This is a genomic window from Rhizobium sp. 01L419, from assembly GCF_056400025.1.
The window spans coordinates 166,874-192,435 of record NZ_JBFTSM010000006.1 but is presented as its reverse complement, the minus strand read 5'-3'; the positions used below and the strand labels follow the sequence as shown (position 1 = coordinate 192,435).

26 protein-coding genes are annotated in these 25,562 nt (G+C 60.0%); 10 read left to right on the top strand and 16 right to left on the bottom strand.

Going from position 1 to position 25,562, the window contains the following annotated elements; genetic code table 11:
• The 4 genes from cysT (at position 1) to AC1DUP_RS14265 (ending at position 3,753) form a co-directional block, all read left to right on the top strand.
• On the top strand, positions 1–858 hold the full coding sequence (cysT, locus tag AC1DUP_RS14280; protein WP_113296794.1) for a sulfate ABC transporter permease subunit CysT: 858 nt from the start codon (positions 1–3) through the stop codon (positions 856–858).
• Positions 848–1,735, top strand: coding sequence for a sulfate ABC transporter permease subunit CysW (gene cysW, locus AC1DUP_RS14275; RefSeq protein WP_113296795.1), 888 nt, complete (start codon positions 848–850; stop codon positions 1,733–1,735). The genes cysT and cysW overlap by 11 nt, the downstream gene beginning before the upstream one ends.
• 10 nt (positions 1,736–1,745) lie before the next feature.
• Positions 1,746–2,786 carry a sulfate/molybdate ABC transporter ATP-binding protein gene (locus AC1DUP_RS14270; protein ID WP_113296796.1) on the top strand — a complete coding sequence of 347 codons (1,041 nt, stop codon included), beginning with the start codon at positions 1,746–1,748 and terminating at the stop codon, positions 2,784–2,786.
• A 157-nt stretch (positions 2,787–2,943) separates the two neighbouring features.
• Positions 2,944–3,753: a cell wall hydrolase gene (locus AC1DUP_RS14265; protein WP_113296797.1), complete on the top strand. Its 810-nt coding sequence runs from the start codon at positions 2,944–2,946 to the stop codon at positions 3,751–3,753.
• 120 nt (positions 3,754–3,873) lie between these two features.
• Here the strand turns inward: AC1DUP_RS14265 and pepT are convergent, their stop codons facing one another.
• From pepT to AC1DUP_RS14225, 8 genes are all read right to left on the bottom strand, one after another.
• Complete coding sequence (pepT, locus tag AC1DUP_RS14260) at positions 3,874–5,106, bottom strand: peptidase T (protein WP_113307880.1); 1,233 nt, start codon at positions 5,104–5,106, stop codon at positions 3,874–3,876.
• A gap of 112 nt (positions 5,107–5,218) precedes the next feature.
• Positions 5,219–6,277 (bottom strand): ABC transporter ATP-binding protein, encoded by a 1,059-nt coding sequence (locus AC1DUP_RS14255; protein ID WP_477832948.1) that lies wholly within the window; start codon positions 6,275–6,277, stop codon positions 5,219–5,221.
• A 4-nt stretch (positions 6,278–6,281) separates the two neighbouring features.
• Entirely contained in the window at positions 6,282–7,112 is an 831-nt protein-coding gene (locus tag AC1DUP_RS14250) for a carbohydrate ABC transporter permease (protein WP_113296800.1), read from the bottom strand.
• Positions 7,113–7,115: 3 nt separating this feature from the next.
• On the bottom strand, positions 7,116–8,051 hold the full coding sequence (locus AC1DUP_RS14245; protein ID WP_113508237.1) for a carbohydrate ABC transporter permease: 936 nt from the start codon (positions 8,049–8,051) through the stop codon (positions 7,116–7,118).
• Between the two features lie 94 nt (positions 8,052–8,145).
• Positions 8,146–9,405 carry an ABC transporter substrate-binding protein gene (locus AC1DUP_RS14240; protein ID WP_113296802.1) on the bottom strand — a complete coding sequence of 420 codons (1,260 nt, stop codon included), beginning with the start codon at positions 9,403–9,405 and terminating at the stop codon, positions 8,146–8,148.
• 36 nt (positions 9,406–9,441) lie between these two features.
• Positions 9,442–10,608 (bottom strand): PLP-dependent transferase, encoded by a 1,167-nt coding sequence (locus AC1DUP_RS14235; protein ID WP_115036930.1) that lies wholly within the window; start codon positions 10,606–10,608, stop codon positions 9,442–9,444.
• Positions 10,605–11,327: a FadR/GntR family transcriptional regulator gene (locus AC1DUP_RS14230; RefSeq protein ID WP_113296804.1), complete on the bottom strand. Its 723-nt coding sequence runs from the start codon at positions 11,325–11,327 to the stop codon at positions 10,605–10,607. The genes AC1DUP_RS14235 and AC1DUP_RS14230 overlap by 4 nt, the downstream gene beginning before the upstream one ends.
• A 253-nt stretch (positions 11,328–11,580) precedes the next feature.
• Positions 11,581–12,627 (bottom strand): LacI family DNA-binding transcriptional regulator, encoded by a 1,047-nt coding sequence (locus AC1DUP_RS14225; RefSeq protein ID WP_477832947.1) that lies wholly within the window; start codon positions 12,625–12,627, stop codon positions 11,581–11,583.
• 160 nt (positions 12,628–12,787) lie between these two features.
• Here AC1DUP_RS14225 and AC1DUP_RS14220 point away from each other — a divergent pair, with 160 nt between their 5' ends.
• Both AC1DUP_RS14220 and AC1DUP_RS14215 read left to right on the top strand, forming a co-directional pair.
• Positions 12,788–14,056 (top strand): ABC transporter substrate-binding protein, encoded by a 1,269-nt coding sequence (locus AC1DUP_RS14220; protein ID WP_477832946.1) that lies wholly within the window; start codon positions 12,788–12,790, stop codon positions 14,054–14,056.
• A gap of 19 nt (positions 14,057–14,075) precedes the next feature.
• Positions 14,076–15,728: an acyltransferase gene (locus AC1DUP_RS14215; RefSeq protein WP_477832945.1), complete on the top strand. Its 1,653-nt coding sequence runs from the start codon at positions 14,076–14,078 to the stop codon at positions 15,726–15,728.
• 103 nt (positions 15,729–15,831) lie between these two features.
• Here the strand turns inward: AC1DUP_RS14215 and AC1DUP_RS14210 are convergent, their stop codons facing one another.
• The 6 genes from AC1DUP_RS14210 to msrA all read right to left on the bottom strand — a co-directional run bounded on the left by AC1DUP_RS14210 (position 15,832) and on the right by msrA (position 19,888).
• Complete coding sequence (locus AC1DUP_RS14210) at positions 15,832–16,182, bottom strand: YidB family protein (protein WP_477832944.1); 351 nt, start codon at positions 16,180–16,182, stop codon at positions 15,832–15,834.
• A 66-nt stretch (positions 16,183–16,248) separates the two neighbouring features.
• On the bottom strand, positions 16,249–16,743 hold the full coding sequence (locus AC1DUP_RS14205; protein ID WP_115036921.1) for a hypothetical protein: 495 nt from the start codon (positions 16,741–16,743) through the stop codon (positions 16,249–16,251).
• A 351-nt stretch (positions 16,744–17,094) separates the two neighbouring features.
• Entirely contained in the window at positions 17,095–17,841 is a 747-nt protein-coding gene (gene queE / locus AC1DUP_RS14200; RefSeq protein WP_477832943.1) for a 7-carboxy-7-deazaguanine synthase QueE, read from the bottom strand.
• Positions 17,820–18,176, bottom strand: coding sequence for a 6-carboxytetrahydropterin synthase QueD (gene queD / locus AC1DUP_RS14195; RefSeq protein ID WP_477832942.1), 357 nt, complete (start codon positions 18,174–18,176; stop codon positions 17,820–17,822). Before queD ends, queE begins: the two co-directional genes overlap by 22 nt.
• Complete coding sequence (queC, locus tag AC1DUP_RS14190; protein WP_477832941.1) at positions 18,176–18,886, bottom strand: 7-cyano-7-deazaguanine synthase QueC; 711 nt, start codon at positions 18,884–18,886, stop codon at positions 18,176–18,178. The genes queD and queC overlap by 1 nt, the downstream gene beginning before the upstream one ends.
• Before the next feature lie 489 nt (positions 18,887–19,375).
• Positions 19,376–19,888: a peptide-methionine (S)-S-oxide reductase MsrA gene (msrA, locus tag AC1DUP_RS14185; RefSeq protein WP_477832940.1), complete on the bottom strand. Its 513-nt coding sequence runs from the start codon at positions 19,886–19,888 to the stop codon at positions 19,376–19,378.
• 417 nt (positions 19,889–20,305) lie between these two features.
• On the opposite strand from msrA, the gene AC1DUP_RS14180 reads away from it, so the two are divergent.
• Both AC1DUP_RS14180 and AC1DUP_RS14175 read left to right on the top strand, forming a co-directional pair.
• Positions 20,306–21,277, top strand: a complete 972-nt coding sequence (locus AC1DUP_RS14180; RefSeq protein WP_477832939.1) for a phosphotransferase family protein — start codon at positions 20,306–20,308, stop codon at positions 21,275–21,277.
• Between the two features lie 68 nt (positions 21,278–21,345).
• Positions 21,346–21,537, top strand: coding sequence for a GNAT family protein (locus tag AC1DUP_RS14175; protein WP_115036912.1), 192 nt, complete (start codon positions 21,346–21,348; stop codon positions 21,535–21,537).
• Here the strand turns inward: AC1DUP_RS14175 and AC1DUP_RS14170 are convergent.
• Positions 21,486–22,604, bottom strand: coding sequence for a flavin-containing monooxygenase (locus tag AC1DUP_RS14170; protein ID WP_477832938.1), 1,119 nt, complete (start codon positions 22,602–22,604; stop codon positions 21,486–21,488). The two genes, AC1DUP_RS14175 and AC1DUP_RS14170, sit on opposite strands and share 52 nt — an antisense overlap.
• A 118-nt stretch (positions 22,605–22,722) precedes the next feature.
• Positions 22,723–23,826, bottom strand: coding sequence for an NADH:flavin oxidoreductase/NADH oxidase (locus tag AC1DUP_RS14165; RefSeq protein WP_113307894.1), 1,104 nt, complete (start codon positions 23,824–23,826; stop codon positions 22,723–22,725).
• Between the two features lie 358 nt (positions 23,827–24,184).
• Here AC1DUP_RS14165 and AC1DUP_RS14160 point away from each other — a divergent pair, with 358 nt between their 5' ends.
• A complete protein-coding gene (locus AC1DUP_RS14160) occupies positions 24,185–24,511 on the top strand; it encodes a hypothetical protein (protein ID WP_477832937.1) in 327 nt (108 codons plus the stop codon).
• Positions 24,512–24,620: 109 nt separating this feature from the next.
• Positions 24,621–25,517: a LysR family transcriptional regulator gene (locus AC1DUP_RS14155; protein ID WP_477832936.1), complete on the top strand. Its 897-nt coding sequence runs from the start codon at positions 24,621–24,623 to the stop codon at positions 25,515–25,517.
• Positions 25,518–25,562: the final 45 nt, after the last annotated feature.

The following is a 25,562-nucleotide window of genomic DNA, read 5'->3' as shown; positions in this document are numbered from 1 at the left end:
ATGAGCGCACATAACCCCACACGGTGGCGGTTCAGGCGGCCGAGCGTCATTCCGGGTTTCGGACTGGCGCTCGGCCTTACCTTGATCTGGCTTACCCTCATCGTCCTGATCCCCCTGTCCGGCCTTGCCTGGCGGTCGAGCGCACTCGGCTGGGAGAAGTTCTTCGGCATCGCATTCGACCAGCGAACGCTGAGTGCGTTGCGCATCAGCTTCGGCTGCGCCTTCATCGCCGCCTGCATCAATGCCGTCTTCGGCGTCATCCTCGCCTGGGTGCTGGTGCGCTACCGGTTCCCCGGCAAGCGCATCATCGACGCGATGGTGGACCTGCCCTTCGCTCTGCCGACGGCCGTCGCCGGCATCGCACTGACCACCCTCTACGCTCCGAACGGCTGGGTCGGGCAGTTCCTGACGCCGCTCGGCATCAAGATCGCCTTCACACCGGCCGGCATCGTCGTCGCCCTCATCTTCGTCGGCCTGCCCTTCATCGTGCGAACGGTCCAGCCGGTCATGGAAGAGATCGACAAAGAAGTGGAGGAAGCTGCCGCCACGCTTGGTGCCAACCGCTTTCAGACAATCGCGCGCGTGCTGCTGCCGGGCCTTGCGCCTGCGGCGTTGACGGGCTTTGCCCTCGCCTTTGCCCGCGCCGTTGGCGAGTATGGCTCGGTCATTTTCATCGCCGGCAACTTACCCTTCAAATCGGAAATCGCCCCGCTGTTGATCGTCATCAAGCTCGAGGAGTTCAACTATGCGGCTGCGACAGGCATTGCTGCGATCATGCTGATCCTCTCGTTCAGCTTGCTGCTCGTCATCAACCTCATCCAGAGCTGGAGCAGGCGGAGGTACGGCTATGGCGTCTGACACTAGCGGGAGTGGACCATCCGCCCAGCCGCACAAGCTCCATTCGGCGATCACAGAAAGCAAGATGGCCCGGATCGCGCTCGTCGCCATCTCGCTCGTCTTCCTTCTCCTGATCCTGTTCCTGCCGCTGGCGGCCGTTTTCGTCGAGGCATTCCGCAAGGGCGCCGGTGCGTTTTTCACCGCACTTCAGGATGCCGAGACCTTCTCCGCCATCCGCCTGACACTCATCGTTGCCGGGATCAGCGTGCCGCTGAACCTCGTCTTCGGCCTTGCAGCCGCCTGGGCGATTGCCAAATTCGAGTTCAAGGGCAAAGCGTTCCTGACGACGCTGATCGACCTGCCTTTCTCGGTTTCACCTGTGATCTCGGGTCTCGTCTTCGTGCTGCTCTTCGGCGCCAACAGCTGGCTCGGCCAGTGGCTGAGCGCCAACGACATCAAGATCCTGTTTGCGGCGCCGGGGCTGATCCTTGCCACGATGTTCGTCACCTTCCCCTTTGTCGCGCGCGAGCTCATTCCGCTCATGCAGGAACAGGGAACCCAGGATGAGGAGGCAGCGCTTTCGCTCGGCGCCAGCGGGTGGCAGGCCTTCTGGCACGTCACGCTGCCAAACATCAAATGGGGCCTTCTCTACGGCGTGCTGCTCTGCAATGCCCGCGCCATGGGTGAGTTCGGCGCCGTATCGGTTGTATCGGGCCATATTCGCGGCCAGACCAACACGATGCCGTTGCAGGTGGAAATCCTCTACAACGAGTATAATTTCACCGGGGCCTTTGCGGTCGCTTCGCTTCTGGCCTTGCTTGCCCTTGTCACACTTGTTTTGAAGACGCTGCTGGAAATGCGCTATAGCGCCGAAATCGCCGCCAGCCGGCGGCACTGAAGGAATTAGAATGGAAGTACGCGTCCAGAACATACGCAAGGAATTCGACCGCTTTCCGGCGCTGCACGATGTCTCGCTCGATATCCGCTCCGGTGAATTGATCGCACTGCTCGGCCCCTCCGGCTCCGGCAAGACTACGCTTCTGCGCCTCATCGCCGGCCTTGAAAGCCCAACCGAAGGCCAGATCTTCTTCGGCGAGGAAGATGCGTCGAGGAAGACTGTGCAACAACGCAATATCGGCTTCGTGTTCCAGCACTATGCGCTTTTCCGCCATATGACAGTACTCGACAACGTCTCCTTCGGCCTGAAGGTGCGCAATGCGTCGCGCCGTCCGCCGAAGGCAGAAATCCGTAAGCGGGCGCTGGAGCTGCTCGATCTCGTGCAGCTCTCAGGTCTTGAAAAGCGCTATCCGGCGCAGCTTTCCGGCGGCCAGCGTCAGCGTGTGGCGCTAGCCCGCGCCATGGCGGTGGAGCCGAACGTCCTGCTGCTCGACGAGCCTTTCGGCGCGCTTGATGCGCAGGTGCGCAAGGACCTGCGCAAATGGCTACGCGAAATCCATGACCGCACGGGCCACACCACCGTCTTCGTCACCCATGATCAGGACGAGGCGATGGAGCTTGCCGACCGCGTCGTCGTCATGAGCCAGGGCGCGATCGAGCAGGTCGGCACGCCGGATCAGGTCTACGACAGCCCCAATTCGCCCTTCGTCTTCGGCTTCGTCGGCCAGTCGAACTGCCTGCAGGTGGAGGTTGCCGGCGGCGATATCCACTTCGAGGGCCGCTCGCTCGGCCTTAATGCCGAGAACGAGACTGATGGCGCTGCGCAACTTTACTTCCGCCCGCACGATGTCCGGCTCTGTGAATCTGCCGAGAACTGCATTGCCGGCCAGCCGGTCGCCAGCCGGCGCGTCGCAGGCACCCGCCATATCGAACTCGACATCGGCAAGGAGCGCCCGCATATCGAAATCGAGCTTCCGCCGAGCGAAGCAGACAGGCTCGACCGGTCGCGCGTCGCCTTCAAGCCGACACGCTGGAAGCTCTTCCGAGGCTGATATTCGTTCAATCCGGGTTCTCGCCGGAATCGCATGTGGCGAGAACCATTGAGAATTTTGTGATCTCCGGTTGTTTGTATTTTTGTCACGTGCCGGATAAAACGTTTTTGCTTAGATCGAAAAGGGCTGGACTAATTCCAATAGGAGGCACCTGGCGTTGAGGGCGGATATTTCCTTTGGAAAATCCCTGGTCGGGATTTTGTTCGTAGGACTGGCAGCCGCGAGCTGCACGACAACACCGAAACCGGCGTCCACGTCGGTCAAGAGCAAGCCGAAACACGTTCAACCGGCAAAAGTCAGTTTCAACTACACCACCAAGGATCGTGATTGCCTGAAGCGCGCGATGTACTTTGAATCCGAGCATTCGGATGAGGCGGGCTATCTGGCCGTTGGCAGTGTTGTCATGAACCGGCTGACCTCAGGCGCCTATGCCGACTCCATATGCGGCGTCGTCGCCCAGAAGCGGCAATTTGCGCCGGGTGTCATGACGCGAGAAGTGAAGCCGCAGGCCGAACCCGAACTTGCGACCGCGGCCGACGCGGTCCTGAGCGGCGAGCGCCATCCGGCGGTCGGGGACGCGATGTTCTTCCACACCGCGGGATTGAAATTCCCATACAACAACATGCACTATGTGACAGTCGCTGGCGGCAATGCCTTCTACGAGAAGCGCGACGAAGACGGCACACTCGAAACGCCGCCGCCGCTGCCTTCTTACGAAGTCGCGATGAACTACGTACCGGGTGAAAGCATGCTGCCGCCGCAGTTCGATGTGCTGATCCCGTCAACCGTTCCGGTTCCGATCCCAGCTCCGGACCCCTCGGCCACGGCGAGCACGCAACCGATGCCGATCCTTGAGCCGGTGACCTCGATCGAGCCGGCGCCCGGCGTACCGGTCGCTATCCCGACACCCCGCCCCGCTTCCGACAGCGTGATGCTGCGACCAAGCATTCCGGCAAACGGCGGCTGATCCCGGAAGTCTGAGGCGCCTTGAGCATATCCGTTTTCTTCGAATTGCGGATATGCTCCATTCTTTTGTTTTCGCACAGTTTCGAACGCAAAACCGCTACGCACTTTTGTAGGAATTGCTCTAGGCGCGCTCTTCCCAGACCTTCGCAAGCTCGACGATCGTCCTCACAGCCTTTTCCATATCCTGGCGGCTGATCCATTCGAGCGGCGAGTGGAAAGCGTGGCCGCCGGCAAAGATGTTCGGGCATGGCAGGCCCATGAAGGAAAGGCGCGAACCGTCCGTACCGCCGCGAATGCTTCCGCGCACCGGCGTCATACCCGCCCGGCGCACCGCCTCGACGGCGTTCTCGACGATCTCAGGATGACGGTCGAGCACGACCTTCATATTGCGGTACTGTTCCTTCACATCGAAACGATAGGTCGAGCCCGGATAGGATTTCATCACATCCTTGACGATTGCTTCGAGCATGGCCTCCTTTTCGGTAAGGCCTTCGTCGGTGAAGTCGCGGATGATGAGGCTGATCGCAGACTTTTCCATCGAGCCGGCGACGCCGGTCGGATGGATGAAGCCCTGCTTTCCCTCGGTCGTCTCCGGCGCAATATCCTTCGGCAGCCGGTCGATGATGGCGCCAGCGATCTTGATGGCGTTTTCCATTCGGTCCTTGGCGAAACCCGGATGGATCGCCACGCCCGCGATGACAATATCGACGCTGTCGGCCGAGAAGGTCTCATCCTCGATATGGCCGGCGGTCTCGCCATCCATCGTATAGGCATAATCGGCGCCGAGCTTCTTCAGGTCGACCTTGTTGACGCCGCGGCCAACCTCTTCGTCCGGCGTAAAGAGGATCTTGATCGTTCCGTGCTTGATGTCGGGATTATCGATGAGGATCTGGGCTGCGGCCATGATTTCCGCCAGCCCCGCCTTGTCGTCGGCGCCGAGCAAGGTCGTGCCGTCGGTGGTGATGATGTCGTTGCCGATCTGGTTTTTCAGCTGGGGATGCTCGGAGACGCGGATCACCCGGCTTGGATCGCCGGGAAGCAGGATATCCCCGCCCGCATAATTCGTCACCATCTGCGGCTTGACGTTCCTGCCCGTGAAGTCAGGCGCAGTATCCATATGCGAGCAGAAGCAGATGACCGGGACGCTCTTATTGCTATTGGCCGGAATGGTCGCATACACATAGCCGTGCTCGTCGAGATGCGCATCCGAAAGGCCGACCTCTAAGAGCTCCTCAACCAGAACCCTGCCGAGATCCTTCTGTTTCTCGGTGGTCGGCTGCGTCGATGAGGCGGGATCGGATTGGGTGTCGATAACGACATAGCGGAGAAAGCGGTCGAGAACGGTGCCTGTCAAAATATCCACTCCAGCGTGATCATCTTCTGACGGTATAGCCTCCGAAGGCTCTGCAACGAAAGCCTTTTTCACCTGCAGTAATCGCTGTCAGCGACAGTCGCCTTCCCGCAACTCAATCGACGCGATTGCCCTCGCCGTTGAACACATGCAGGTGCTTAGCCGGAAAAGCGACGTTGACGTTTGGCCCCGCAGTCATCGCCTCACGATCGAGCGTAAAAATCTTGAACGGCAGGCCATGCAGCGAAAGATGCAGGATGATGCCGAAGCCCGTCGGCTCGACGAGTTCGACATCGGCGGCAATTCCTGGTCCGTCACTTGTCATGACGACGTGCTCCGGCCGAATGCCGAGCGTGACCTTTTCGCCGTTCGAAAGGGACAGCGTTTTATCCAGGGGCACGATCGTGCCGTCCTTCAGCTTCACACCGCCTGCCTCGTAGCTCGCCTCGAGGAAGTTCATGCCGGGCGAGCCGATGAAGCCCGCGACGAAGAGATTGGCGGGGCGGTCATAGAGCTCCAAGGGGCTGCCGACCTGCTGCACGACCCCGCCATGCATGGCGACGATCCGGTCCGCCAGCGTCATCGCCTCGATCTGATCGTGGGTCACGTAGATCGAGGTTGCCTTGAGGTCGCCATGCAGTTTCTTGATTTCGGCGCGCATCTGTTCGCGCAGGCGCGCGTCGAGGTTCGACAGCGGCTCATCGAACAGGAAGGCTTTCGGCTGGCGCACAATGGCGCGGCCCATGGCGACGCGCTGACGCTGGCCGCCGGACAGCGCCTTCGGGCGGCGCTCCAGCAGCGGATCGAGGCCGAGCTTGGAAGCTGCACCCGCAACGGCACTGGCGATCTTTTCCTTCGCCGTCTTCCTGAGCTTCAGGCTGTAGCTCATATTGCCGGCGACATTCATATGCGGATAGAGCGCATAGGACTGAAACACCATGGCAATGTCGCGGTCTTTCGGATGCAGTTCGTTGACGCGGTTGCCGGCAATGCGGATTTCGCCGCCGGTCACCTCTTCGAGGCCGGCAATCATGCGCAGAAGCGTGGACTTGCCGCAGCCGGACGGGCCGACCAGGACGACGAATTCACCGTCCTTGATCTCCAGATCGACGCCGTGCAGCACGGACATATGACCATAGGACTTCTGGATATTCTTGATATCGATGGATGCCATTTGACTAACCCTTGACCGCACCGGCCGTCAGGCCCTGAACGAGATAACGCTGGATGAGCAGGAAGAAGAGGCCGGCCGGAATGAGCGCCATGATGCCTGCCGCCATCATCTGCCCGAAATCCACGGAGAATTTCGAAACGAAAGTGAGAAGGCCGACGGGGAAGGTCGCCGCATCATTGCCGTTGATCAGCATCAGCGCAAAGAGCAGCTCGCTCCAGGCCGCAGTGAAGACGAAGCCGAGGGTTGCCGCAATGCCCGGCAGCGTCAGCGGCAGGATGATCTGCCGGAAGGCCGTGAATTGGGTGGCACCATCGATCATCGCTGCCTCCTCGAGATCCTTCGGGATACCGTCGAAGAAGGACTGCATCAGGAAGGTCGCGAAAGGCACGTTGAAGGCGGTGTAGACGATGACGAGGCCAGTCAGGCTGTTCGTCAGGTGCAGCGGCGACAGAATCTTGAAGATCGGCGCGACCAGCATGACCAGCGGAAACATCTGGGTAAGCAGCATCAGCGCGATGATCCAGTATTTCGCCCGGAAGCTGAAGCGTGACAACGCATAGCCTGACAAAGAGGCGCAGATCGTCACCGCCACCGCCGTCGAAGCCGAGACGATGACGCTATTCTTGAAGAAGGTCGGGAAGGCGCTGTGCTCCAACACGAAGCTGTAATGTTCCCACGTGGTCCGCGACGGCCACATGCGCACGCCCTCCGTGTAGAGCAGGTCGTTCGGAGTGACCGAGACCTTCAAGAGCCAGAAGAGCGGGAAGAGCGCGAAAACGACATAGACGAGAATCGCCAGACGGTGCGCGATGATGGGAAGAATAGATCGTCTCATGGCTCAATCCTTGGCAAGCAGGCTCTGCCGCAGCAGGATGATCAGCATGGAATAGGCCAGAAGCAGCACCAGCAGCACCAGCGCAATCGCCGAAGCATAACCGAAATCGAGGCGCCTGAAGGCCTGGGTGAAAATATAGCTCGCAACGATCTGCGTCCGATCCGCCGGTCCGCCGCCGGTCATGACGACGATCAGATCGGCGAAGTTCGAGATCCAGACGGTCCGCAGCATGACGGTGATGGCGATGGTCGGGGCCAGGAACGGCAGGGTAATCGACCGGAAGCGCTGGAACCAGTCTGCACCGTCGATGGAGGCCGCCTCATAAAGATCGCGCGGAATTGCCTGTAGCGCAGCCAGCAGCGTAATGGCGAAGAATGGAATGCCCCACCAGACATTGGCGATGATCGGGCCCCACATCGCATATTGTGGATCAGAGAGGATATTGCCCGGCTCGCTCATCAGTCCGAGAGCAAAAAGCCAGTGCGGGATCGGCCCGATGACCGGATTGAAGAGCCAGGCCCAGTTCAAGCCGGCCAGAAAGGATGGCACCGCCCAGGGCAGGAACACCAGCGCCTGGATGACACCCCTGCCCCAGAAAGGCTTGTCCAGCAGCAGGGCAAGGACCAGCCCGAAAAAGAATTGCAGGACGACCGAGGCACCGGTCCACCAGAGCGTGTTCCGCAACGCGCCATAAAAGGCCTTGTCTTGGGAAAGCTCCCGGAAATGCTCTATCCCGACGAAGCCGCCGGAGAAAGGATTGAGAAGCTGGATATCACGGAAGGCATAAGAAACGCCGACCGCCAGCGGCACCAGCATGACCGCGATGATCAGGATCAGCGACGGCGCACTGTAGAGATAAGGCTCCGAGGCGTCGGCGAGGCGGCGCAGCCATGGCCGACGGTCGTGGCGTAACTCGAGCGTATGGGCGGTGATGGTCATTAACCCGATGCTTTCCCTCGCGACGCTTAAGGGCGCCGTCTGTCGTTAGATGAACGGCGGCGGAAGATTTCCGCCGCCGTTTCAGTATCTTGCCTTACTTCTTGGCTAGGAACTTCTGCTGAGCCTTGGTGAGGTAATCGGCCCACTGATCGGCAAGATCCTTGGCGGAGATATCGCCCAGCAGCGCCTGCTGAGAGGTCTTGATCGCCAGGGAATCCTTGAAGAACGCAAATTCTTCCAGGTAGGTCGGCATGACCGTCGGGACGGTATCCTTGTCGGCCAGTTCCTCGAACCAGCCCTTGAACTGGTCACCGGCGTAGAAGGGATCCTTCTCGGCTGCCGTATAGGCCGGCAGAGCGCCAATCTTCTTGTTCCACTCGATGTTGCCTTCTGGACCTTCGAGGGTGGCGATCAGCTTCCAGGAGAGATCCTTGTTCTGGCTCGTCGTGAACATCGACCAGCCGCCGTAGCCGATGGTCGGGTAAGATTTGCCGGCTGGACCCTTCGGCAGCGGCATAACGCCGAAATCTTCCTTCTTCATCCGCTCGGCAATGGCGATCAGTGCATCCGGATCCTGGTCGAGGAAGGCGCAAGTACCGGAATAGAAGCCGGCGACGACTTCGTTGAAGCCCCAGTTGACGCTATCCTTCGGCGCATAGCCCTTCTTGTAAAGATCGACCATCCACTCGATGCCCTTTGCCCAGCCTTCGCTGTTCATCGTCGAGGTGCCGTCTTCCTTGAAATACTTGTTGTCGCCGGCCATGGAGGCCGCAAAGATCATCCAACCGTTCAGGCCGCCCGGACCGCCGCGCATGCAGTAGCCGTATTTGCCAGACAATTTGGAGACGGCTTCGGACGCCTTGGTGAAATCCTCCATCGTCTTCGGCGGTTCTTTGACGCCGGCTTCTGCAAGCAGCTTCTTGTTGTAGAACATGGCACGCAGATAGAAGCCGTAGGGCAGCATGTACGCCGTATTCTTGACGTCGCGGCCGAGCTCGAGCGCGCGCGGCGTCAATTCCTTGGTGTGTTCCCATTTCTCGAGATAGGGCTCCAGGCTTTCCAGCATGCCGTTATTGGCATAGAGCGACAGCCACGTATCGGGCATTTCCATGACGTCTGGCACATCGCCGGCCGAGACCATGGTCGCGAATTTCTGGAAGGCTTCGTTCCAGGGTAGCGAGATGATGTCGACCTTGGTGCCGGGATTGGCGGCTTCGAACTTGCCGACGATCGACTTCAGTGTCTCGGTGCGCTCGGGGCTGGTGATGACTTCGACGAGCTTCAGCGTCGTGTCCGCGAAAGCCGTGCCCGCCATCATCGTGGCGAAGAGTGTCGAGATGATAAGCTTTTTCATTTTTGGTTCCCCTCCGTAGTTGTTGTGAGGTTTCGGTTAAGAGGCGACGGAAATCGCCTCCTCGATATCCCTCCACAGCGCCTCGGTTCCTTCGAGGCCGATATGGAGGCGCACAGATCGCGGGCTGATGCCGAAGGCTTGCGCCGAATTCGGCTGTGCCTTCTGCTGCAGCACAACTTCGCCCGGTACGATCAGGCTTTCATGTCCACCCCAGCTTACACCCAGTTTGAAAAGCTTGAGGTGATCTGCGAAGGCTCTGATATCGATGCCTTCGCGGAATATGAAAGAGAAGAGGCCCGACGTACCGTTGAGGCCGGCGGGCAGGCGATTGGTAAGGCCCGGATGACAGACCTGCTCGACAACGTCGAGCGCCTGCAGGCGCTGCGCGATCGTCGTGGCCGCTGCCTCATGCGCCCGCATGCGCAACGGCAAAGTCCGCAAACCGCGGATCAGCAGCCAGGCATCGAAGGGCGACAGCTTGCCGCCGAGATAAGGATAGGATTCGGCCTTGATGCGGGCGATCATCTCCTTCGAGCCGGCAACAACACCGGCAACCACATCGCTGTGGCCGCCAAGATATTTGGAGGCTGAATGGATGACGAGATCGACGCCAAGCGTTATCGGCCGCTGGAAGAACGGGCTCGCCCAGCTGTTGTCGATCATGGTGACGATCCCATGCTTTCTTGCGAGCGCGGCCAGCGCGCCGACGTCATGGGCTTCCATCACCCAACTCGTCGGGCTCTCCATATAGAAGACCTTGGCGCCCGGCAGCGCCTTGGCCACAGCCTCCTCGTCGCGGCCATCGACATAGGTCACCTCGACCTTCATGCGCTTCAGGATCGTACCGAACAGACGGAAGGCATCGGGATAGACATGCTTGACGGCGACGATGCGGTCGCCTGGCTCCACGAAGCTAAGCACCGTCGACGAGATCGCCGCCATGCCGCTTGCAAAGCCCAGCGCATCCTCGGCGCCTTCGAGCTTTGCCAGCATCTCCTCGAACATGCGCACGGTCGGGTTGAGACCGCGCGTATAGATCGGCCGCACCTTTTCGCCGCGATAGGAAGCGATCATGTCGTCATAGTCGGAAAAGGTGAAAAGCGAGGTCTGGAAAATCGGCGGAACGACGGCTTCGGCGAAGTTGCCTTCGTCATGGGCGGTGATCAGCGAAGCAAGGTCGAACGGTTCGAGGCCGTCAGTCATCGGGACATTTCCTTGATGTCTTCCTCGACCACGTCGAGGATTTTCAATGTCTCACGCCGCGCCGCCTCGGTGTCCTGGGCGGCGATGGCATTGAAAAGGGTTCGGTGAAAGGGGAAGGACCGGCGGGCGAAATCCTGCCTGTCGAAAGGATGCGTCCAGAAACGCTCGAAGGTCTCGCGCATCTGTTCGAGAAGCTGGCGGAACAGGGGATTGTGGGTGGCGTCGTAGACGGCGAGGTGGAAAGCGAGATCCTCCGGTCCGGAAGCGCCCTTGGCGATATGCACCCGTTCCATTTCATCGAGCTTTTCCTCGATGACGATGAGGTCCTTCGCCGTGCGCCGCCTCGCCGCGACCATGCCCGCCTCGCATTCGATACCGCGGCGAACCTCCAGCGTCTGCAGCAACACATCGCGCAGATGCGGCGTCTCGAACGACAGCGGCATATGAATCGTATCTCTGGAAACCGGTTTCAGCAGGTAGGTTCCGCTACCCTTGCGCGTCTCAATGACGCCGAGCGCCTGAAAATGCCGGATCGCCTCGCGAATGGTGGAGCGCCCGACGGCAAGTGCGGCCATCAGCTCGCGCTCCGCCGGCAGGCGGTCGCCCGCCTGAAGCCGGGCATCCTCGACATAATGTGCCAGCGCATCGGTCACCTGACGCGCGCGGTCCATCGCCGGAAGCGGCCGGATTACCGGCCTGTCGCTACCATTTGCCTTCATGGTTCCCCAAGTTCTTGTCTAAGGCAGCCGACCTCAAAATTGGTCTGACATCTTAGCATTTCTCAAAGATTATTCGCCGTCAAGGCGGTATTTGCTCCCTATGGTTCTCTGGTGTTAAAGCGGATATGCCTCCTTATTCGGCCGCCTTATTTCCAGCTTCCGCTGTCGGCGATAACGCCATATTCGAGCTTGGCGATTGGCACGGCACAGCGCGCGATATGACGGCTTAATAGGAGCGCGAGATAACCCACACCTACTTCTGCGAACGAAGATAATCCCGCGGAGGACCGACAGTGCCGCGCTCGATGATCCTGACGGCCATTCCAATACGCCGCACCCTCGCCTGGCTGTTGAGCGCACGTTCCCTCAGCATCTCCCATCCGACGCGACCAAGCTCTTCGCGTTCGATCCTCAATGTCGTCAAAGCCGGATTGCTGTGCTGGGCGATGGAGATGTCATCCATGCCGATGACGGAGTAGTCGCGCGGAATGCTGCTGCCCCGCGCGCGAAGCGCGTCGATCACGCCGAGCGCCATGATATCGTTGCTGCAGACGAAAGCAGTCGCCTTCGCGTAGCGACCTTTCTGCATCGCGTCGGTCAAGGCATTCACCATGCCGGGCTCCAGGACTCCGGCCGCCATAAGGTCGAACAGATGCCTATCAGGATCGATCGCGATTCCAGCCTCCTGCATCGCATCACGGAAGCCGTCGAATCGTTCCTTGAGCGAGGTCCGGAATAGCCGGCTGACATGCACGATCTCCGTGTGGCCTTCCGACAGAAGCCGGGTGGTCGCCAGCCAACCCGCGGACCTGTTATCGGGAAGAACGCAGGAAAGACGCATCGTCCTATCGATCCCATTCAGGATGACGGCAGGCGCATGACTTCTGACAACCTGTTCGATCAATACCGGATGGTCGAGGCCGACAAGAAGCAGACAGGCGCCGTCGTCGGCAACCAGCCTTTCGACATTGACGCTGCCGGTTTCAATATCAGGTGTCATCAGGTGCACCTTCGCCAGCACGCCTGCTTCCTTGGCGGCGTCCAGCGCCCCTTGAATGACCCCTTCATAGAACTGCGAGTTCAGGTAGAGGGCTGCCGTCGTCACGACCGCGACACCGGATGGAAAGGCGTCGGCGACATCGGCTGTCTTGTGCTTGTAGTCAAGACGGGCGGCCGCTTCCAGGATGCGTTCGCGGCTTTCGTTTCCAACCCCGGACCTGTTGTTGAGAGCCTTTGACACCGAGGCGATGGAAACGCCTGCGGCTTCGGCAATGTCAGAGATTCTCGATCTGCGTGTCATCAGGGTTCTCCTCGATCGAGATTTATCACGGGCGGTCCGGCGCTGCCATACAGCGTAGAAATTTTCGCTAATTACGAAATTTTTCTTTCCAGCATCATTTTTTCGTCTATCGTTGTCCTGTCGCCGCATCAAGCGGGCGGCATTGACCTGGGAGGGGAAGATGCTGAGACGTAGAGAGTTTATGGCGAGCGCCATCGCCGCGGCGCTGATCGACATTCCTGGCGCACGTGCCGCCGAGGAATCTCTGAGAGTATTCTGGTGGGGAAATCCCGACCGTGCAAAACGGACCGGCGAGGTCATCAAGCAGTTCGAAACGTCAGCCCCCGGCGTGACGTTCACCGGTCAGGTCGCAACGTCGGACTATTGGGTGAAGCTGAGCACGATGGTGGCCGGCCGCAACGTGCCCGACGTCTTCGCTCTGGAACCTGTGACCTTCGCCGATTATTCCCGGCGTGGCGCCACTCTTGACCTGACTCAGTTCCACCACAGCGTTATCAAGTCACAGGACTTCTCACCCGGCGCGTTGGATCTCGGCACCGTGGATGGCAAGCTGACCGGCATTCCCACGTCCCTGAACGCCGCTGCCCTGATGGTCGGCAAGACGGCGCTGGAAAAGGCCGGCGTACCGGCACCCACAGCGTCGACGACATGGGAGCAGTTCAAGACGATCTGCACGGACTTCAAGAAAGCTTCCGGCTCCGGCAATCTCTTCGCGGTGAGCAATGGCGCCCGGTATAGTTTCGTATTCGAAGTCTGGCTGCGACAGCGCGGAAAGGCACTCTTCACGCAGGATGGCCACCTCGGCTTCGAAGAGGCCGACGCCGCTGAATGGTTCGACTACTGGGATCAGATGGTAAAGGCCGGCGGCTGTGTCACCGCCGACATCCAGGCTCTCGACAAGGGAAATATCGAGACCAACCCCGTGGCGAGTGGCAATGCCGTCATGGCCTTTGCCTATTCCAATCAGCTTGCGGGCTATACCGCGCTCGCAAAATCCGAGATGACCATCGGCTCTCTTCCGGTACAGGACGCCGCAGGTCGCTCGGGGTTGTTTTACCGGCCCTCGACGCTATGGTCGATATCGCCCTGGTCGAAGTCGCCGGAGACGGCAGCCAAGTTCATCAACTTCTTCGTCAACGACGCAAATGCGGGACATGCTCTCGGAACCGAGCGTGGTGTTCCTGTCAATACGAAGATCCAGGGCGACGTCGCGGCGACCGGCGACAAAGTGTCAAAGCAGACGATTGATTACATCGTCTCGTTGAAGGAGAGGGTTGGGCCGTATCCGCCGGCAATACCGATCGGCGCGGCCGAGTTTTCTCAGCAGGTTCTGACGGCGACCGCCGACAGCCTGGCCTTCGCGCAGATAACGCCGTCCGACGCCGCCAAACAGCTCATGTCGGAAGGCAAGCGCATATTCGGCGGCTGAGCCGCCCCAAGGACGAGAGATGGATCAGGCCAATAATCCGAACGCGGCGCTGGAAGACCGGGAAGAAGCTCGCAGGCTCCAGTTCCTGCCTTGGGAGCATATCGCTTCCGACCTGCGCCATCCGGCTCATCTTGCGCGCAAGGCAGAGCTTCGCAGGGCCTGCGGGGCCGAGCTCGCCGACACGTCCTACATCGCCGAGCATGCCGCCGTCTTTACCGATCGCCTGAATATGGGCGAGCGGTCATGGATCGCCGGCCACGCGCTTGTCAGAGGCGATATCACTCTGGGAGACGATTGCACCATCAACCCCTACGCCTGCATTTCGGGTAGAGTGACCTGCGGCAACGGCGTTCGGATCGCATCGCACGCCTCGATCGTTGGCTTCAACCATGGCTTCGACGATCCCACCGTGCCGATCCATCGCCAGAAGGTAACGACTGCCGGAATCACGATCGGCGACGACGTCTGGATCGGGGCCAATGCCGTCGTCCTGGATGGGGCCGTCATCGGCAGCGGCGCGGTGATTGCTGCCGGCGCGGTCGTGGCTGGAGAAATCCCGCCACTGGCGATCGCGGGCGGCGTGCCCGCACGCGTCATCCGCCTCAGGGGCGGGACCCCTCGGTCGTCGGGCGTCGGAAGTGTCGAAGACTGCCTGCAAAAACTCGGCAGCAAGGCGCAGGATCAATGGCGTGATATCCTCAAGCGATGGAAGACAGCCGACGCCTATGAATCGCTGGAAGCGGATGGCGTGCAGCGACCCGCAGCGCGGCATCTGTGTGACGCAATCGAGATCGCGGCAGGCTTCGGGGAATTGCCACCAGGGCTGGATCGATCGCAGACAGTCGAGCGGCTCCAAAACCTGCAGGACGGCGAGACCGGCCTCTTTCCGGAGCCGAATGCGCATCGGGCAGGGACTAAGCTCAGGGACGACCCGAAGGCGTTGTATAACGTGCTATCCGTCGGCTACGCTCTTGAAGTTCTCGGATCTCGTCCACCTCATGCCATCCGGGCCGTCCAGCTCGACGCCGACGAGCTCGATCGGTGGCTCGCAGGCCTGCCGTGGAAAACATCCGCCTGGAGCGCCGGCAGCGTGGTCGACGCCATTGGCACGGCGATGTACTTCAACGCGAGGTATTTCGACGTGGAGCAGCCGCGGCACGCCTTGTTCGACTGGCTGACACGGAACGTCGGTCGCACGACCGGCCTGTGGGGCGAGCCGACGGCGGCCGAAGGATGGCTGCAGCCCGTCAACGGCTTCTATCGGTTGACGCGTGGCACCTACGCCCAGTTCGGCATTCCACTTCCGGACGCGCAGAAGTCCTTCGAAACCGTTGTCCTGAACTACCGCAATCACAAGGGTTTTATCGGCGCGAAATATACCGCCTGCAATCTGCTCGACACGATCCACCCGCTCCTCCTTATCGCGAGGCAAACCGTCTATCGGCGACGCGACGGCGAGGATATCGCCCGCAAGATCATATTCAGAGCTTTGGAGCGATGGCAGGACGGCCAGGGATTCCCGTTCGCCGATGGAGCCGTCCCGAGCCTGCAGGGAACCGAGATGTGGCTTTCCGTCATCCACCTGGCGGCGAACTACCTCGGCGTTGCCGATTGTTTTTCCTTCGTGCCGAAAGGCGTCCATCGCACCGAGACGGTCGGCCTGGGTCTCTGAGAACGCCAATCTCGCTGGGCCTCGCGGCCCTCACGCAATAAAACTCCAGCCGCAATCGGCGGCTGACAACAAAAGGCAATCCTGCACCGGCCGCAGCAGGCGGTCAGGGTGTCTGCAAGGCGCCGTTGGGGCTGGCCTGATCGACGGCAGCGGGCAGGTGTTGCGCCAGGATATTGGCGACCTGGTCGGCCGGCACGCCGAGCCGCTGGGCGATATTGCCAAGATACTCGCTGGACAGCGCAGAACGGATCTCGTCCGCGGTGATCGGCATGTTGTCGCCACGGCCGAGCCAGGAGTTGACGCGTGGACCGAGACCGGCCTCGTTCAATTTGGCGACGACGCCGTCAAGCCCGCCGAAATCGGTGAGGGCGTCCGGCATCAAGCCGCTGAGGCCGCCCGGATGACTGTTGATGGCGTTACCGAGGAGGCTGCCGATATCGTCGAAGAAGCTCATCACATCCTCCTTGCATGGCGATGAGGCGCCACATCGCCGCGGCGCCCCTCCATGCGTTGCGAGATCTCAGGATTTGAGCTTGCTGTTGCAGATGCTGTAGTAGCCGCCACCTTTCTTGATCCAGGTCAGGCCATTCAGGCTGTTGTTCGCCTTGTCGGCATTGTACTGATCGAGACAGGTATGCATCCGGCCCTTGCCGGGCGTCTCGCTCGCATATTTTGCATCAACCTTGGTCGGGAAGACCACGCCCTTCGGGACCGCGACCTTGGTGGGCGCGGGCTCGGCGGCATTTTCCGTATTGGCGGTTGTCGGCTCGTCGGTTGCAGCCGGCTTTGCGGGCGTCGCTGCGCCGGGCTTTACCGGCGTTGCTGCAGCAGCATCGGCTCCGCATTGCGCCTTGCGGAAGTCGTTCCATTTCATGCCGTTGAGACTATTGGCTGCCTGCGCTGCTTTATATTTGGCACTGCAGTCCTGCATGGTCATCGCATCGGCGCTTGATGCGGCAATGAAGGCGCCGAGCCCAAGTGCCGCGGCGACCGCCAGGGAAGCAAATCTGTGCATGTTTTCCTCCTCCGATTTGTATGGCGCACGGGGGTATGCGCCATACCGGATGCATCGAGAGTTTCGGCACCCGGTCGAGCAAAATCGCGGAGCAATAAGGTCAATTTAGCGGCAGCTTACGGACTGCTACCCCATGCCGCAGGCAATCCTAAAATAAGCTCTTTGCCCCGGACTTTGGCGCCGGATGAGAGAATAAAAAAGGGCCTGCTCAAGCTTCCGATCGCGGAGAAGCCGGTCGAAGCCTCCGAGCGCCTGCAGGTACCAATGGGCGTCACGATCCCCTCGGGAGGACCGGCGTCAGATCGGCACTCCTGCTCCTGCGTGGCAGGCCTTGACCTTCCTCAAAGGTGATCACACACCCCGCATGTTTCCCCAGAGCAGGACATGGAGCTGCGGAAGAACGCGCGCATCGAACCACCGGTCCGAGGTGACCCTGTCGACCAACCAGCGCATGCGGTTGAGAATTCCTTCGACATCAATCGATGGCTCGTCACCCACCGGCGGCGTGTGATTGCCGGGTTGCAGGAAGATCGGAAGCTCTTTGAAGTTTTTCGCGACAGACCTTGCAAACGCATAGTCGTCTTCATCGAAGATGACGATCTTCATTGCGATCCTCGGACCACTGCGAGCCGCCGTCACACAGTCCCTCAATTCGTCAGGGTTGAACACCATACGGCTGGACGGTGGTTTGGGACTGAGGATCAAATGATCCAGCGCTGCAAACCAATCCTGCGCAATTGACCCCTGCGTTTCCAAGGCGAATTGATAGCTATCGCGCTTTCCTCGAGCAATCAGCGGCCCGAGCGGCTGGATCGCCGGGTTTCCACCAGACAGGGAAATCGTCAGGGGACAGCCTTGAGAGAGCGATTCCACGTTCGACCAGATATCGTCGACCGACATTGGCGTCCACTCGTCGCGGAAGGCGCTGTCGACCGCATGCATGGTATCGCACCATTCGCAGCGATAGTCGCAGCCGCCCGTTCTGACGAAAACGGTCGGAACTCCCATGAGCGGCCCTTCCCCCTGGATCGTCGGCCCGAAGATTTCGCTGATGCGGATCTTTTGCTCCCTGCCTGTCATGGGCGATATTCCGCCCATGTCTTCGGTGTCTCGCTCACCCTGACGGCAGAGGTTTCCGGCAGGCGCTGCTTGCACCAGTCGTAAAAATGCTTGGCGAGCCATTCGGACGTTACTCGGTCATGGCCCAACGCATCGTTGAGGTGCCGATGATCGAAGGTCTCATCGATGTATCGCTTGAGCGGGGAAAGCTCGTGATAATCGCGGACAAAGCCATCCTCGTTCAATTCGGAGGCCGCAAGCTCGACCTCGACGATGTAGTTATGGCCGTGCAGACGCGCGCATTGATGGTCATCAGGAAGGTGGGACAGCTGATGCGAAGCGGAGAAATGGAACTGCTTGGTGATCCGGTACATCACTTTGCCTCTTCTGCCTTGAACCCACCCGTCGCAGTGATCCAGAAATCCGGATCGTCATAAACGGTCGGATCCTCGACGCCGGCGAGATGGAAGGCTTCGCGGCGTTCGACACATGTTCCGCATCTGCCGCAATGGAGATCACCGCCTTTGTAACAAGACCATGTCTCTTCAAAAGGCGTCAGGTGCTTCGCACCATCAGCGACAATATCGGCCTTCGTCGCGTTCACATAGGGAGCGATCAGCCTGACGTCGGCATATCCCTCAAGGGCATGGTGTTGCATCGCCTCGAATGCCGAAATGAACCCGGGCCGGCAGTCGGGGTAGATGAAGTGATCCCCGCCATGGACTGCAATTGCTACGGCGTCTGCGCGACGGGCAGCAGCGAGCCCGAACGCGATCGACAGCATGATGGCGTTGCGGTTCGGCACGACCGTCGCCTTCATCGTCTCCTCGGCGTAGTGGCCGTCAGGAACCTTGACATCGTCCGTGAGGGCCGAGCCCGTCAGGTGCTTGCCCACGTTCGATATGTCTATGATGTCGTGTGGCACGTCGAGCCTTCGCGCGCAGAGAGCTGCGAATTCCAGCTCTTTGACGTGCCGTTGACCGTAGTCGAAGGAGATGAGGCCAATAAGTTTGCGGTTCGCCCCCATCTTGTAGGCAAGCGAAATGGAGTCGAGTCCGCCTGAGCAGACGACGAGTGTTTTCATCTTTGGGATCCCTTGTTTTGTTGAACCGGGTGGGCTGCGACCGGTTAGCGGGGCACCTACTAAACTCCTGACGTTGGGATGTCTAGTCACTTTGCCGGCGGCAATCGACGACGTCGACCCGTCCGCACTGGACACGCGCCCCCTCCAGCTAGAGGCGGGTTGCAGCGGCTTTCAACTCGGCATGCGGTATCGGACCGAGACGAGCGGGTAATGTCCTATCTTCCATCAGGCTTCGAAGAGCAGAAAAGCCCCTCAGTCCAGACGCTTGCGTGGTCTCAATCGCGAAGCCGCTGCGGCGCCAGCGATTGCGTCTGCGCATAGGCGAGCGGCGAACGATTGCCGGGCAGGTTTTCGGCGGATAAATGCACGATCTCCGGCGGGCCTGTGGTGCGGCTGCCTAGCTCGGATCGAACGGTTTAAAAAGAAAAGCGGCGGCCGAGAGGCCACCGCTCATTAGATCGGGTCAATTTGACGAACTGAAGAGCGAGCTTAAGCGACGTTTGCCTGCCGCGCCGGCAATTTCCAGCCGGGGCGGGCAAAATGGCATGTATAGCCATTCGGAATGCGCTCGAGATAATCCTGATGCTCCGGTTCGGCTTCCCAGAAATCGCTGACGGGAACGACTTCCGTCACGACCTTGCCTGGCCAGAGGCCGGAAGCATCCACATCGGCGATCGTATCTTCAGCCGTCCGCCGCTGGTTTTCATCCGTATAAAAGATTGCCGATCGATAGCTCGCACCGATATCATTGCCCTGCCGATTACGGGTCGACGGATCATGAATCTGGAAGAAGAACTCCAGGATATCGCGATAGCTCGTCTTCTGCGGATCGAAGATGATCTCGATCGCTTCGGCGTGATTGCCGTGATTGCGGTAGGTGGCGTTGGGCACTTCGCCGCCCGAGTAACCGACACGCGTTGAAACGACGCCAGGCAACCGGCGAACAAGGTCCTGCATTCCCCAGAAGCAGCCGCCAGCAAGTACCGCACGTTCTGTTGTCATAGAGATGTCCTTTCCAAATGCGCGAGGTGGACGGAAATCGTCAGCTGCGCTTCGCTGACGCCTATATGGGTATCAGTCTCTTGTATCGCCAGCCCGCGCTGGGATGCCTATGAGGTATTCGCCTGCGCCAATGCCTTCCAGAGGCAATGGCGATATCGTTCCAAATGGCTCGCATATTCGTAGGGCAAATGCGAGGGCTCAGCCAGCCAATTGGCAGCCCCACCATGCGAACTCGCGCATGACCGTCGAAGGCAAGCGGGGCGCCGAGATCTCTCGGACATATCCCCGGCGTCCAGCAATTTGCCCCGTTCGCTGCCTCATTTCCAGAAAATGCGATTGACGGGCCGGAAAGGTCAAAGCACTCTAATTCCATTCGCGTGGGTCAGTGAATTCCGGCAGGGTTTAGGGTCGCAAGACATGGCGCCACAGAGACGACCGACCCTGGAGCTTGAGAAGGAAACTGTTCAGCGGCTTGTCCAAAGCCTCGACCCTGCCCTTGTCGCCAGCGGTTTCGCCCGCCTGGAGGGCGGCAGCACCGAGGTCTACAGGATCGATCTTGTTGGCTTCGAGCGTGAACCGCTGGTCCTCAAAATCTATCCGGACGAGCCCGAATGGGGACCGTCGAAAGAAGAGCTCGTCGCAGGCTGGCTCAAGGATCTGATGCCTCCCGTTCCCAGGTGGCTGCATGTCGACGAGACACGAGGCATCCTGCCGTTGCGCTACGCTTTACTGACACTGCTGCCCGGCCGGTCGCTGCGCTACTGGATGGCAGAGCCGGATATCGAACAGGCCTATCGCCAGATGGGAGAACTGCTGAGGCGCATTCACGCAGTGCCGATGCCCGCCTATGGCTATCTTCGCGGCGGCGGGATCGACAGACCGGTATCCGCGAATGCCGACTATATGACATCGGCGTTCGAAGACGTGTTCCGCCGCTTCCGCAATCTGGGCGGCGGGCCCGATCTCGCACGTCGCCTGCAGCATCTGGCTGAAGGTAGCTTCGATCTCCTGGATGGAGGCGACGGCCCCGTGCTCTGCCACGACGACTTCCATCAGGGCAATGTGTTGGCCTTGCGCGACGACGCGAGCAGGCTTCAGCTCAGCGGCCTCATCGATTTCGGAAACGCACGGGCAGCAGACAAACTCTTCGACCTTGCTAAGGCCCTCTTCTGTTCTGCGCATGAAGATCCGCGCAGTTATCGGCCGATCCTCGAAGGCTACGGCCCGGTCGGTCACCCGGATTTCGAGCGGGCGCTGTGGCTTTACAGCCTTTTCCATCGGATGAGCATGTGGTGCTGGCTGACGAAGCTGGGCTTGGATCCGACAGATCAGAATGGCCCTGGCGGACTTATCCGGGATCTGCTTGCAATGGCCCGCCTTGATCGCTGAGCGAGCCGATCGTCAAATAACCTGGCCCTTGCTATCCGGGGCATGATGGCTCGTGCACCCCGGGAACTTTGTTGATCGAAGCCCTGGCCGATCTGTTGCGCAGCCAGGGTATTTCTTCGCTTTGGGTCATGACGACCAACGACAACCTCGCTGCGTCGCGTTTCTATCAGCGACCATGCGTTTCCATTGCGGACAACAAGCTCTCTTGTCAGCGTTCTGCTATCGATCGGGCAATGCTGATGGCCTCGATGCCGATTTGACGGAGAAGGCCTGTGGAAGTCGTATTGAATCCGCAGAAATAAAGGCCGTCATTCCCAGGCTGCAGGTCTCCTCTTTTCGGCCTGTCTGCGCCCTGAAATCTCTCGGCAAAATCAGGCAATAGTGTTTCCAGCGATGGCCGGAAGCCCGTCGCCAAAATGATTGTATCGAAATCCGCCGATCGGCCATCGGCGAAATGTACCTGCCTAACATTCGACCAATCGATGCGGGGATATATCCTGATCGCCCCGGCCCTGATCTGGGCCATGGTTCCGATATCGATCAGTGGTGTGCGGTTTTTCTCGACGATGTTGGTCAGGGGACCATTTGCGGATTTTTGCAGCCCCAATCTTTCCATATCTCGATAGCGCAAGTGCAGAAGCGGCGCGTTCACGGCATCGACGAGGCTATATGGAAAGTGCCGTTGCGCAATGGCGATTGTTGCGGTCGGCACTCCGAGCATTTCCAGCGGGACGATATTCACTGGCCCGCGTACCGACATGCAGACCTCAAGACCTGCCTCGACGCATTCAAGCGCGATTTCGCCGGCCGAATTGCCAAAACCCACAACGAGCACCCGGTTTGCACTCAGTGCTCCCGCGTTGCTGAACTCGTAGGAATGCAGGAGCTTTCCCTTGAAGCTCTCCTGGCCTTTCCAGACCGGCCTGATGGGAACGTTGGAGAGGCCCGTCGCGATCACAACGGTTTCAGCCTCGATGGCGTCTCCATCATTCGTCTCGACGATCCAGTCCCGGCTCCGGCTGATACGGATGACGGATTTACCAAATTGTATTCTTATATTGTTGGCGCGCGCATAGACTTCGAGATAGTCGATCACCTGCAGCCGGGATGGGTATCTCGGAAAATTCCGCGGCATCGGTGCCCCGGGGAGTGCTGAATGAGCCTTGGTGGTATGCAGATGCAATCGCTCGTAATGCCGCCTCCAGGAGGAGGCCAGATTATCAGCGCGTTCGAGGACCGTGGATGAGCGGCCATTTGCCCTGAGCGCTGCTGCGCAGGCAAGACCGGCTGGACCTCCGCCGACAACCACAGTGCCCGCAACGGTCATGAGCCCCTCCCTGCTCATTTAAAGTGGCTGGGAGAGTACATCATCATGAGCGTGTCAGACAGAAGCTTGCGGAACGAACGCAGCTGGCACCTTTTCTCGCGGCTATCAAACCCAGGCGTTACTTCGCAAACAGGGTTTTGAACTGCGTCGGCTGGCAACGCAGATATTGATTGGCCGCCTTGACCTGCCCGCCGAGTTCGGCGGCGGCGTGCCACGGCCAGCGCGGGTCGTAGAGGATGGCGCGAGCGAGCGCGATAAGGTCCGCATCACCGGTCGCAACGATTGCTTCGGCCTGCGTCGGCTCGGTGATCAGGCCGACGGCTATGACCGGCATTTTGACGGCGCCTTTGATTGCCCTTGCGAGCGGTACCTGGTAGCTCGGGCTGATCGGGATCGCCTGAGAGGGATGCAGACCGCCGCTCGATACGTGGATGGCATCGCAGCCTCTTGCTTCGAGCATCCTGGCAAATTCGACGCTCTCGGAAATCTCCAGACCGCCTTCGACCCAGTCGGCGGCGGAAACGCGCATCGTCACCGGCCTATCGGAGGGAAAGGCATCCCGCACCGCATCGAGAACTTCCAGCGGAAACCGGGCGCGGTTTTCCAGAGAGCCGCCATATTCATCGGTTCGCTGGTTCGACAAGGGCGACAGGAACTGGTGCAGCAGATAGCCATGCGCGCCGTGGATCTGAACGGCATCAATGCCGATCCTTGCCGCCCTTCGCGCGGCAGCGGCAAAGGCATCGCGGACACGTTTCATGCCATCGCGGTCGAGTGCGGTCGGCGGCACGTAGTTCGGGTTGAAGGCGACAGCGGAAGGCGCTTCGGTCTGCCATCCGTTCGGATCGGTCGGCGGAAACTGACCGCCGCCTCTCCAGGGAACCTCGGTTGAGGCCTTGCGGCCGGCATGCGCCAATTGCACGGCGATCGGCATATCCGACCATTTTCTGATGCTTTCGAGCGTGCGGGCCATCGCGGCTTCAGAGGCGTCATCATAAAGGCCGACATCGGCAAAGGTGATGCGTCCCTCGGGAACGACGGCCGTTGCCTCGATCGTCAGAAGCGCCGCACCCGAGAGCGCCAACTGTCCAAGATGAATCAGATGCCAGTCCGTCATGCAGCCATCCACAGCCGAATACTGGCACATGGGCGCGATCACGACGCGGTTGGCGAGCGCAAGATTGCGCACGGTGAAGGGCGAAAACAGGACGGGCTGGGGCATGGCGTTCCTCGAAGCGGAAGTCGGTTGTTTCGGCTTATAGCACTCTGTCGGCGTTTTACGACGGTTAGCAGAGCCTCCTTGTGTCAGGAACTGTTCTTTTGGTGTGGGTCCGCTTTGCAAAGAGGCCTCGCGGGGTCGTTTCTTCCGATTGTTTCGCCACGCGGAAGATAGTCTTCAGCAGAACGTCAGTTCATACCCAGGGCGGGCGGGTGTACTGATCCAGCGAGGATATCCCGTCTGCGAACGGCCAGAGGCCTCCAATCGCTCCACCCGCCAAGGCATCACCCGACATCTTTGCCGACAGGCTCGAAACGGCGACCGAAGAGACGACGGCTATTTGCAGCCTATGGAGAATGACGTGAGCAAAGATCTCATCACCCCGATCATGCGCATACAAATCGAACTGGCCATCGCTAATGCCAAAGATGATTTCCACGCTCTCCGATCCCTGGAGATCGAGGCGAAGCATCTGGCGTTGAGCGGATCGGAGATCGACGCTGCAAAACGCGGAGGCAGTTTCGACCTGCTTGTCGATATCGCCGTGAAATTCGCACTCGCGGTCCACGCGGGAGACGGTGAGGCAAGCGCGGTTGCAAAAAGACAACTCATTGCGTTCGGTGTTCCGGAGATCGCTTCGGAGCTGCCCGCCTTCATCGAGAAACTGGAACTGTCGCTCGCCAGATAAAAGGATTGCCGTTCAGCCGCTTGAAGCTATGGGTTCGGTAGATTGCGGTTGGAAGAAAAGCGTTTAAAGCTCTGGCCAGGACTCAGGTTTTCACGGCAATGTGGATCGCATGGATCGATGGCAGGCAATGAGGGTCTTCGTGAAGGTCGCGGAGGCTGAGAGCTTCGCGGATGCAGGACGGCAGCTCCACATGAGCCCTCCTGCCGTCACGCGTATAGTTTCCGCCCTCGAAGACATCATCGGGACGCGCCTTCTGACGCGCACGACCCGATCCGTCAAACTGACGGAAGCTGGTGCCCGGTATTTTTCGGACTGCCAGAGGCTTCTCGCTGATCTCACCGAGGTGGAGGCGGCCGCTGCGGGCGCCTACGGCAAGCCGACAGGCACGCTTACCGTCACGACTTCTGCAATGTTCGGAACAATGTTCGTCCTGCCGCTGATGACCGAATATCTGGATCTCTACCCCGATGTTATCGGTCGCGGCCTGTTCGTCGACCGGGTCGTCAGCATGGTCGACGAAGGCATTGATGTTGCGATCCGCATCGGCCATCTGCCCGACTCTGGCCTCACCGCAACGCGCGTCGGTCAGGTCAGACGCGTCATCTGCGGATCGCCCTTCTATTTTGAAAAGCACGGCGTCCCGATGACCCCCGGCGATCTGTCGAGCCACCGCATCATAGCGTCGACCAGCGCGTGGACGTCGCTAGAATGGCGTTTCGGGGTGCAAAAGAAGTCTACCATCCACGTCAATCCCCGTCTCTTCTGCAGCACCAACGAGGCCGCCATCGCGGCGGCAGCTTGCGGCTGGGGCCTGACACGTGTTCTGTCCTACCAGATTGCGCCGCAGCTTGAGGCCGGTGAATTGCGCACGATATTGTCTGATTATGAGGAAGAGGCCCTGCCGATCCATGTCGTGCATCCAGAGGGCCGCTATGCCCCGGCAAAAGTGCGAAGCTTCATCGACTTCGCGGTTGGAAAGCTGCGGGCCAACAGGCACTTCAACTAGCGGCCGCAGGCAGTCCCGCCCAGTAAACAGAAAAAGGCCCGCGCA